Source organism: Achromobacter sp. DMS1 (genome assembly GCF_001270295.1).
Map to the genome: position 1 here is coordinate 1 of NZ_LHSJ01000171.1, position 9,098 is coordinate 9,098.

The following is a 9,098-nucleotide window of genomic DNA, read 5'->3' on the forward strand; positions in this document are numbered from 1 at the left end:
GTGCCGGCCACGCCCCTGGGCGCGCAATGGCTGGAGCTGGCAGGCGGCCGGCTGCCGCGCGCGCGGGCATGGGCCTGCTCACGCAGCCGATTTCCTGCGTGGGCCTGCCCGTCTGCGCCGCCCCGGTGTGGCCCGGAACGGGCCCGCAGGCCCATCTTCCGATAGGCGTGCTGCGCATCGCCGCCCCGTGGCGCGAAGCCGACTGCCTGCTGGCCGCGCGCCGGCTCGAACAGGCGGGCGTTGCCCGCGCGCGCCCCGCCTGACGAACCCTGCCCTCATTCCGAACCGACGATTACCGAGGCATCGACATGACTACCGCCTTCGCCGTTATCGACACCCCGCGCACGCTGGCCGACGCCGCATACGGCGCGCTCAAGCGCGACATCCTGGATTTCCGCCTCGCCCCCGGCGACCGCTTCACCGAAACCGAAATCGCCGAACGCCTGCAGGTCAGCCGCACGCCGGTGCGCGAGGCGCTGTTCCGGCTGGAGCGCGAGGGCTATCTGGAAGTCCGCCAGCGCAACGGGTGGCTGGTCAGACCGCTGGATTTCGACACGCTGGATCATTTCTACCAGTTGCGCTGCGTGCTGGAAGCCGCGGCCGTGCGCATCCTGTGCGCGTCCGGTCCGGTGTCCGGTGCGGCCGGCGCCGCGGCCCCGGACCCGCGGCGGGCCCTGGCGCCGCTGGCCGACATCCTGCTGGTGGACCCAGGCGACCGCTCCGCCAATGCGGAATGGCTGGCCGACCTCGATGAACGCTTTCACATCGGGCTGGTGGCCGCGGCGGGCAATCCCGAGATCGCCCGCGTGCATCGCGCCGCCACCGAGCGCATCCGCATCGTGCGCCGGCTGGACTTCACCCAGCCCGAACGCATCGGCAAGACCTACGAAGAACACGGCGCCATCCTGCGCGCCGTGATGGCGGGCGAAGCCGAACAGGCCGCGCGCCTGCTCGAGGCCCACATCCGCGAAAGCCAGGAGGCCGTGCGCAAGATCACCCTGCACCGGCTCTATTCCGCGCGCCGGGCGCGGGCGGCATGAGCCAGCCGGAGGCGCCCCCGGCGGAGCGCCCCGGCGCGGCTCATTCCGGCCGCAGCCAACGGTGCAGCGCGCGCGTGGAACAGCGGAATGCAGATGAAAGACAGGATGGGCGTGAGGACCAGCGTGGTGAGCAGCACCCGCCAGAACACCGGCATCGCACTCAAGTGATCGCTGGCCAGCACCGTGAACAGCAGCAGCATCGGGAAGTAGGCCAGCCAGATGCTCACGGCCTGCTTCCAGCGCGGCGGGGCGCTCTGCCGCGCGCCGAACCAGCTGTCCATGCCGCTCACGCGGCGTTCGCGGCTGGCCCGCACGAGCTGGGCTCCGCGCTCCAGCCACATGCGCCGGGGCAGCGACTTTTCCCAACGCGCGAGGCTGGCCTCGTCATTGAAGCGCAACACGATTTCGTACTGGTCGCCGCCCTCGGGCGGCTGCAGCACCCCGGAACCCAGGAAGCCCGGAAAGCCCGCCGCGAGGATCTCGCCCTGCCGCATCCACGAAAGAAAATCTCCGTAGCGTTCAGGCGCGATGTGACGGGTGACCAGCATGGTGACCGGGGCGGTGGCGGCAACGTGGGACATGAGGGAACTCCTGCAACGAAGCGGCCGGAAGCGGGTTGGCCGCCCTCTCTTCAAAGCAAACGGCATGCCAGCGCTGCGCCGGGCCGGCGCGCGCGGCGAACGGATGCGCCGCCGGGCCCGGCGCACCGCGCCGCACACCATATCGGTGATTACCCCTAGATTGCGCGCCATCATGGTGCACGCCGGCCGGGCGCAGGCAGGCGCGCGCGCGCCGGCGCCGTCATTGAGCCGTCCCGTTCCGGGGTCTACACTGTTTCTCCCTTCCCTGCCTCAAGGAGCATTCGCCTCATGAGCACCTACAAGATCGCCGTCTTCGTCGGCAGCCTGCGCGCCGCCTCGATCAATCTGCGTCTGGCCCGCGCGCTCGAAAAGCTGATGCCCGCCGACTTCAAGCTGGAATACGCGAGCCTGGGCGACCTGCCCCTTTACAACCAGGACAACGAAAACAACCCGCCCCCCGCCCTGCGCCAGCTCATCCGACACATTGCGCAGCGACGCCAGCATGCGGGCGCGCACCGCGGGCACCGTCACCTTGCTCAGCTCGAAACCGAAAGCGTCGGCGATGTGGCGCTTTTCCCAGTCCGTCTGGCTCTCGTAGAACAGCGCGGCCTGGTTGTAGTGCTCGGCGAACTTCTCCGGCCGGCCGCGCAGCTCGTCGCCGCCGGCCGCCTCCGGAAACGATACGAAGCCGTCCATGCCGGCCTGGAACGGACAGCCGCCGCCCAGGGAATTCGGCTCATACGCCACCCGTCCCCGGTGCACCGTCTGGCGGTGCATGCCGTCGCGCTGGTTGTTGTGCACCGGCGCCAGCGGCGCATTGATGGGCAGCTCGTGGAAGTTAGGCCCGCCCAGGCGCGAGATCTGCGTGTCCACATACGAATGGATGCGCCCGGCCAGCAGGGGATCGTTGGTGAAATCCAGCCCCGGCACGATGTGCGCCGCGCAGAACGCCGCCTGCTCCGTTTCCGCAAAGAAATTGTCCGGATTGCGATTCAGCACCATGCGGCCGACGGGACGCACGGGCACCAGCTCCTCCGGCACGATCTTGGTCGCGTCGAGCACGTCGAAACTGAAGCGCGCGGCCTGCTCTTCGGTAAACACCTGCACGCCCAGCTCCCATTCGGGCCCGGCGCCCGCGTCGATGGCTTCCCACAGATCGCGGCGATGGAAGTCGGGATCGGCGCCCGACACCTTCACCGCCTCGTCCCACACCTGCGAATGCGTGCCCAGCACCGGATTCCAGTGAAACTTCACCAGCCGCGATTCGCCGCGCGCATTGACGAAGCGGAAAGTATGCACGCCAAAACCCTGCATCATGCGGAAACTGCGCGGAATGGCCCGGTCCGACATGAGCCACATCAGCATGTGGGTGCTTTCCGGCATCAGCGAAACAAAATCCCAGAACGTGTCGTGCGCGGAAGCGGCCTGCGGCATGCCGTGGTGCGGCTCGGGCTTGACCGCGTGCACCAGGTCGGGGAACTTCATCGCGTCCTGGATGAAGAACACCGGCATGTTGTTGCCCACCAGATCCCAGTTGCCCTCGTCGGTATAGAACTTCACCGCAAAGCCGCGCACGTCGCGCGCCGTGTCCTTCGAGCCCCGCTCGCCGGCCACCGTGGAAAACCGCACGAACACCGGCGTGCGCTTGCCCTTCTTGGCGAACAGCGAGGCGCAAGTCAGGTCGGCCAGCGATTCGTAGCACTCGAAATAGCCGTGCGCGCCCGACCCGCGCGCGTGCACCACGCGCTCCGGGATGCGCTCATGATCGAAGTGCGTAATCTTCTCGCGCAGCACGAAATCCTTGAGCAGCGCGGGCCCGCGCAGCCCGGCCTTCAACGAATCCTGGTTGCTGCTCACCCGCACGCCCTGGTTCGTGGTCAGCATCTGCCCCGTGTCGTCCGCCCTCACCCGCTCCAGCCCGCCGCCCACGGCGTTGGCCCCTGCTGCGGCGGGCTTTCCCGTCTTGCCGGACGCCTCTTGTTCGGACAACGAGCGCGCGCCCGACGGAAGCGGCGCCGGCCTTCGCATGCTGCCCCGCGTAGGGACGGCGCGCGGCCTTTTCTCCATACTCCTGCGCCTTGTCCGCATTGTGGCCGAGCGCTGCCGCCGTGGCCTGCACCGCCGCCGCCCGCCTGGCCGCGGGACTCGCCATGCCCCTGGCCGGGCCGCCCGCGGGCCCGCTGTCGGTATTCTGGAATGCCGTTCATCGGCGCGCCGCGCGCCGCGCCTGCCTGCCGTTTTCTTTGCTGCCATGACTGTCTCCCGGTCCTTTCCTAGTGATGCAGCATCTCGACCGCGCTGCTGCCGCGCGCGCGCCGCGCCAATGGCCTGTGCGCCTGCCGGATCTCCTCGGGCGGGGGCAGCACGGCCGGATATCCCAGCGCCTCGATCCACAGCTCCCGGGCCCAGCCCTGCGAGTGATACAGGTGGTGATCCTCATCCGGCGCCACCGCCGCATGCGCCTGCGCCAGCACCTTGCCCATCCTGCCCCCATGCTCCTGGGCAACGCGGCCGATCAGCGCCCAGTTGGCATGGTCCTTGGTCTCGGCCAGCACCACGCATTCGACGGCCACGCGCTGCGCCGCCTCCTCATCGCCGGCGGTCTGCGCCATGCGCATCACCGCAGCAGCGCCTGGCTGATGTGGCGCGCCACCTCGCGCCCCGGCGTCTCCCGCTCGGTTTCCATCCCGAGCTGCTCGAACACTGTCAGCAACACCCGGCGGTGCGTACGGGTTTCTTCCAGGTATTCGCGCCATTCCTGCTTGAGGCTTTCGTTCACGGCGCAGGAAAGCGCAGTTTCATAAATGGCCAGGCCGCCGATCTCCGTCTCCAGCGCCTCGTACAACAGCGCCTCGATCTGCTTCTCGTTGCCCGGCCGGCGCCCGCGCCGCGGGCGTCCGGTTTCGTCTGCTGGACTCATCACGCTCACCTCCTCTCGCCGTTTGGAACAGGCCCCGCGCCTGCCGCGGGCCGGGCGTGCAGCAACCGCCGTGCCCGGCCCCGCCACCCGCCGCGCGGGCGAGGCAAGCGCACTTCCTGCAAGCAGGCGGAAAACAATGAGCTGACAAGACACCCCATTAATGTAGTTTTGCCACTCCTGTGGCATCGGCAATGCGCTTGTTCCCGATGTCTTCCGTGACCAGCGTGCCGCAGGCGAGCCGGTTCAGGCCATCGGCGACCGCCTGGTCGCGGCTGGCGATGACGCTGCCCGCGGGCTGCAGCGGCGCTTGACGCGCGTCAAATGCGCGGCAGATCCCGCTTCGGGGGTGCGTCAGTCACACCATATGTAGTGATAGAGTTTGCTCACCCCACTACATATGGTGCACAAATGGATACTCCCCCCAACCTGGAACGCGCCCCCGCCCCGCTCTTGGATATCGAGAGCGCGATGACGGAGTACCTGGAGCGGCGCGATTGGCGGGTGAACGCCAACGCCAACCAGGGCTATAGCCTGGGCGGCCTGATTCTGAACGTGGCGGGCAAGGTCACGGCGAACTACTGGCTATCGCATGTCTATGCCCCCGAGGCGGGGCGGGCGCATCGCGATGGCGACATCCACATCCACGACCTGGACATGCTGAGCGGCTATTGCGCCGGCTGGTCGCTGCGACAGCTGCTGCGCGAAGGCTTCAACGGCGTGCCCAACAAGGTCGAGGCCGCGCCGCCCAGGCACATGTCCGCCGCCATCGGGCAGATCGTGAACTTTCTGGGCACGCTGCAGAACGAATGGGCCGGGGCGCAGGCTTTCAGCTCTTTCGACACCTGCATGGCGCCCTTCGTGCGGCGCGACGCCATGAGCTACGCCGAGGTCAGGCAGGCCATGCAGGAGCTGATCTACAACCTGAACGTGCCCAGCCGCTGGGGCACCCAGACGCCCTTCACCAACCTGACGTTCGACTGGACCTGCCCCGAAGACCTGCGCGGGGAAGTGCCCTACGTGGGCGGCGAGGAGATGCCGTTCACCTACGGCGAGCTGCAGGCCGAGATGGACATGATCAATCAGGCCTATATCGAGGTCATGATGGCGGGCGACGCCCGGGGCCGGGCCTTCACCTTTCCGATTCCCACCTACAACATCACGCCGGATTTCGACTGGGACCATCCCAACGCCACGCGCCTGTTCGAAATGACGGCGCGCTACGGCCTGCCGTACTTTCAGAACTTCCTGAACTCGGACCTGGAGCCGCACATGGTGCGCGCCATGTGCTGCCGCCTGCAGCTTGACCTGCGCGAACTGCTCAAGCGGGGCAATGGCCTGTTCGGGTCCGCCGAGCAGACCGGCTCGGTGGGCGTGGTGACGGTGAACTGCGCGCGCCTGGGCTATACCTGCCGCGGCGACGAGGCGCTGCTGCTGGCGCGCCTGGACCGGCTGCTGGAAATCGGCCGCGACGCGCTGGAAACCAAGCGCGCCGTGGTGCAGCGCTACATCGACCAGGGGCTCTATCCGTATACGCGCCGCTACCTGGGCACCTTGCGCAATCACTTCAGCACGCTGGGCGTGAACGGCATCAACGAGATGATCCGCAATTTCACGGGCGACGGCGAGAACATCGCCACGCCGGCCGGCCAGGCCATGGCGCTGCGGCTGCTGGACCGCATGCGCGAGCGGCTGACGCAGTTCCAGGAAGAAACCGGGCACCTCTACAACCTGGAGGCCACGCCCGCGGAAGGCGCCACCTACCGCTTCGCGCGCGAAGACCGCAAGCGCTGGCCCGACATCCTGCAGGCGGGCGACGCCGACCACCCTTACTACACCAATTCGAGCCAGCTCCCGGCGGGCCATACCGACGATCCGTTCGAGGCGCTGGCGCTGCAGGAAACCCTGCAAGGCCGCTATACCGGCGGCACGGTGCTGCACCTGTACATGAACGAGGCCGTGTCGTCGCGCAGGCCTGCAAAGAGCTGGTGCGCCGCGCGCTGTCGAATTTCCGGCTGCCGTACATCACGGTCACGCCCACGTTCTCGATCTGCCCCAATCACGGCTACCTGAGCGGGCGCCACGAGTTCTGCCCCAAGTGCGACGCGGAACTGCTGGCCCGCCAGGCCGCCGCGTGCGCCTGCGCCTGATACGCATTTTTTTCCGTCACTGCAAAAGGAACCGCCATGCAACACGACAACTCCCGCCGCCTTGCCGACGCCCGGCGTCCGCTTCTGGACGACAGCCAGCGCGTGCGCTGCGAAATCTGGACCCGCGTCATGGGCTACCACCGCCCCGTGTCATCCTTCAACGCGGGCAAGCAAGGAGAATTCCATGAACGCCGCTTCTTCGTCGAGTCCCGCAATTAGCCGGCCGCTTCCCGCGCCCCGCCCCGGTGCTGCGCGAACTGCCGCGCGGCGCGCCGGCAGTGGGCGGCCTCACGGCGTTTTCCACCGTGGACTGGCCCGGCAGGCTGGCCGCGGTGGTCTATATCGCCGGCTGCCCCTGGCGCTGCCACTATTGCCACAACCCCGAGCTGCAGATGCGCACCGCCCGCTATGACTGGAAACAGGTGCGGGCGTTCCTGGAATCGCGCCGCGGCCTGCTGGACGCCGTGGTGTTTTCGGGCGGAGAGCCGCTGTCCGAACCCCGCATGCCGCAGTTGCTGCGCGACGTGCGGCGCATGGGCTACGCGGCCGGCCTGCACACGGCGGGAATCTATCCGATGCGCCTGGGCGATGCCCTGCCCATGCTGGACTGGGTGGGACTGGACATCAAGGCCGATGCCGCCGGCTACGACGACATCACCGGACGCCGCCATTCGCAGCGCCTGGTCCTGGACAGCCTGGCGCAGCTGCTGGCCTCGGGCACGTCGTTCGAGTGCCGCATCACCTGGAGCCCTGAATGGCTGGACGAAACCCGGCTGCTGGCGCTGGCGCGCCAGCTCGCCCGGCGCGGCGTGCGGCGCTTCGCCGTGCAGAACGTGCGCGCCACACCCGACAGTCCGCCGGAAAACCGCCTGGGCGCGCAGGCCCACCGCATTCTGTCGGGACTTTTCGAGGAATACGCGTGCCGGTGAGAAAACCCTGCTCCTCCAAAGGGCATCCCGCGCGGCGCGCCACAACGGCGGCCCATGCCCGTTCCGCTTGACTCATCGCAATACGCCCGCATGGCCGCTGCACTAGCCTGCGGGCACTTGTTCACATCAAGGCGTTTTTCATGACCTGGTTCAAATCTCTGCAACTTGCCGGCCGCCAGCTGCTGCCCATCGTACAGGGCGGCATGGGAGTGGGCATATCGGCCCATCGCCTCGCCGGCGCCGTGGCCCGCCTGAATGCGGTGGGCACTATCGCCAGCGTGGACCTGCGCCACCATCATCCCGACCTGCTGGCGCAGACCGAGCGCTGCCGCGACCGCGATCTCATCGACCGGGCGAACCGGCAGGCGCTGGACCGCGAAGTGCGCGCCGCGCTGGAGGCCGCGCAAGGCCGGGGCGTGGTGGCGGTGAACGTCATGAAGGCCGTGCGCGACCATGCCGCGCTGGTGCGCCAGGCCTGCGAGAGCGGCGCCCAGGCCATCGTCATGGGCGCGGGCCTGCCGCTGGACCTGCCGGAGATGACCGCCGATTTTCCCAAGGTGGCGCTGGTGCCCATCCTGTCGGAGGCGCGCGGCGTGGCGGCGGTGCTGAAGAAATGGATGAAAAAGGGCCGGATCGCCGATGCCGTGGTGATCGAGCATCCGGGGTATGCGGGCGGCCACCTGGGCGCGCGCGGCTGGAGGAAGTGCACGACGCCCGCTTCGACTTCGAGCACGCGCTGGCGGGCTGCCGCGCACTGTTCGACGAGCTGCAGCTCGGCAACCAGGCGCCGGCGCTGATCGTGGCCGGCGGCCTGGGCAGCCATGAGCAGGTGAGTTATTGGCTGAACCATGGCGCCGACGCGGTGCAGGTCGGCACGGCCTTCGCGGTCACGATAGAAGGCGATGCGCACGAGAACTTCAAACGCGTGCTGATCGACGCCGACCCCGGCGCCCTGGCCGAATTCACCAGCGTGGCCGGCCTGCCGGCGCGCGCGGTGCGCACGCCCTGGCTCGTGCGCTACCTGCGCCAGGAGAAGACCCTGCAGGCAGGCGCCTGCGCCGATCCGCGCCGCTGCAGCCAGCGCATGGACTGCCTGACCCAATGCGGCATCCGGGACGGCATTTCCCGCTTCGGCCAGTTCTGCATCGACCTGAAGCTGGCGGCCGCGCTGCGCGGCGAGGTCAGCAAGGGCCTGTTCTTCCGCGGCGCCTCGCGCCTGCCCTTCGGCAAGGCCATGCGCAGCGTGCGAGAGCTGATCGACTATCTGCTCGACGGCACCATGCCGGCGGCGGCCTGATCGCCGGCCTTCACGGGCGGGGCGCGGCCGACAGGTCGAACTCGAATACGGCGCCGGGCTCTTCGCCCGGCACCAGCCTCACCTCGCTGTGGTGCAGCTGCAGAATGCGCTGCTCGATGACCTGCCCGAGGCCGCCGGCCTCGCGCGGGCCCTGGCCCAGCGCGGACGCCCGGGTGAACAGCCC

General features: G+C 68.6%; 5 protein-coding genes and 6 pseudogenes. 7 read left to right on the forward strand and 4 right to left on the reverse strand.

Going from position 1 to position 9,098, the window contains the following annotated elements; genetic code table 11:
• Both AD428_RS18000 and AD428_RS18005 read left to right on the forward strand, forming a co-directional pair.
• A pseudogene (locus AD428_RS18000) lies at positions 1-263 on the forward strand (hypothetical protein); the annotation flags it as partial.
• A 45-nt stretch (positions 264-308) separates the two neighbouring features.
• Positions 309-1,040 carry a GntR family transcriptional regulator gene (locus tag AD428_RS18005; protein ID WP_053246089.1) on the forward strand — a complete coding sequence of 244 codons (732 nt, stop codon included), beginning with the start codon at positions 309-311 and terminating at the stop codon, positions 1,038-1,040.
• 40 nt (positions 1,041-1,080) lie between these two features.
• On the opposite strand, the pseudogene AD428_RS18010 reads toward AD428_RS18005, so the two are convergent.
• Positions 1,081-1,621: pseudogene (locus AD428_RS18010) on the reverse strand (antibiotic biosynthesis monooxygenase).
• Between the two features lie 288 nt (positions 1,622-1,909).
• Between AD428_RS18010 and AD428_RS25365 the strand changes: the two are divergent.
• Positions 1,910-2,110, forward strand: a pseudogene (locus tag AD428_RS25365) (NADPH-dependent FMN reductase); the annotation flags it as partial.
• Here AD428_RS25365 and AD428_RS18015 read toward each other — a convergent pair.
• The 3 genes and pseudogenes from AD428_RS18015 to AD428_RS29630 all read right to left on the reverse strand — a co-directional run.
• A pseudogene (locus AD428_RS18015) lies at positions 2,084-3,874 on the reverse strand (catalase); the annotation flags it as partial. The pseudogenes AD428_RS25365 and AD428_RS18015 overlap by 27 nt on opposite strands.
• Before the next feature lie 20 nt (positions 3,875-3,894).
• The gene (locus tag AD428_RS29625) at positions 3,895-4,233 is read right to left on the reverse strand and encodes a hypothetical protein (RefSeq protein ID WP_369798781.1); all 339 of its coding nucleotides are present in this window, start codon (positions 4,231-4,233) and stop codon (positions 3,895-3,897) included.
• Between the two features lie 5 nt (positions 4,234-4,238).
• Positions 4,239-4,541 (reverse strand): hypothetical protein, encoded by a 303-nt coding sequence (locus tag AD428_RS29630; RefSeq protein WP_369798782.1) that lies wholly within the window; start codon positions 4,539-4,541, stop codon positions 4,239-4,241.
• 408 nt (positions 4,542-4,949) lie between these two features.
• Here AD428_RS29630 and AD428_RS18025 point away from each other — a divergent pair, with 408 nt between their 5' ends.
• From AD428_RS18025 to AD428_RS18040, 4 genes and pseudogenes are all read left to right on the forward strand, one after another.
• Positions 4,950-6,611 (forward strand): ribonucleoside triphosphate reductase, encoded by a 1,662-nt coding sequence (locus AD428_RS18025; protein WP_255352274.1) that lies wholly within the window; start codon positions 4,950-4,952, stop codon positions 6,609-6,611.
• Positions 6,527-6,907 (forward strand): annotated as a pseudogene (gene nrdD / locus AD428_RS28970) (anaerobic ribonucleoside-triphosphate reductase). The gene AD428_RS18025 and the pseudogene nrdD overlap by 85 nt, the downstream one beginning before the upstream one ends.
• Before the next feature lie 26 nt (positions 6,908-6,933).
• Positions 6,934-7,617: an anaerobic ribonucleoside-triphosphate reductase activating protein gene (locus tag AD428_RS18035; protein WP_235490824.1), complete on the forward strand. Its 684-nt coding sequence runs from the start codon at positions 6,934-6,936 to the stop codon at positions 7,615-7,617.
• 140 nt (positions 7,618-7,757) lie between these two features.
• A pseudogene (locus AD428_RS18040) lies at positions 7,758-8,914 on the forward strand (NAD(P)H-dependent flavin oxidoreductase).
• Positions 8,915-9,098: the final 184 nt, after the last annotated feature.

Excerpts from the sequence above, each read along its gene's own strand:
- AD428_RS18025 (WP_255352274.1), top strand. The coding sequence starts at position 4,950 with ATGGATACTCCCCCCAACCTGGAACGCGCCCCCGCCCCGCTCTTGGAT.
- AD428_RS29630 (WP_369798782.1), bottom strand. The coding sequence starts at position 4,541 with ATGAGTCCAGCAGACGAAACCGGACGCCCGCGGCGCGGGCGCCGGCCG.
- AD428_RS29625 (WP_369798781.1), bottom strand. The coding sequence starts at position 4,233 with ATGGCGCAGACCGCCGGCGATGAGGAGGCGGCGCAGCGCGTGGCCGTC.
- AD428_RS18005 (WP_053246089.1), top strand. The coding sequence starts at position 309 with ATGACTACCGCCTTCGCCGTTATCGACACCCCGCGCACGCTGGCCGAC.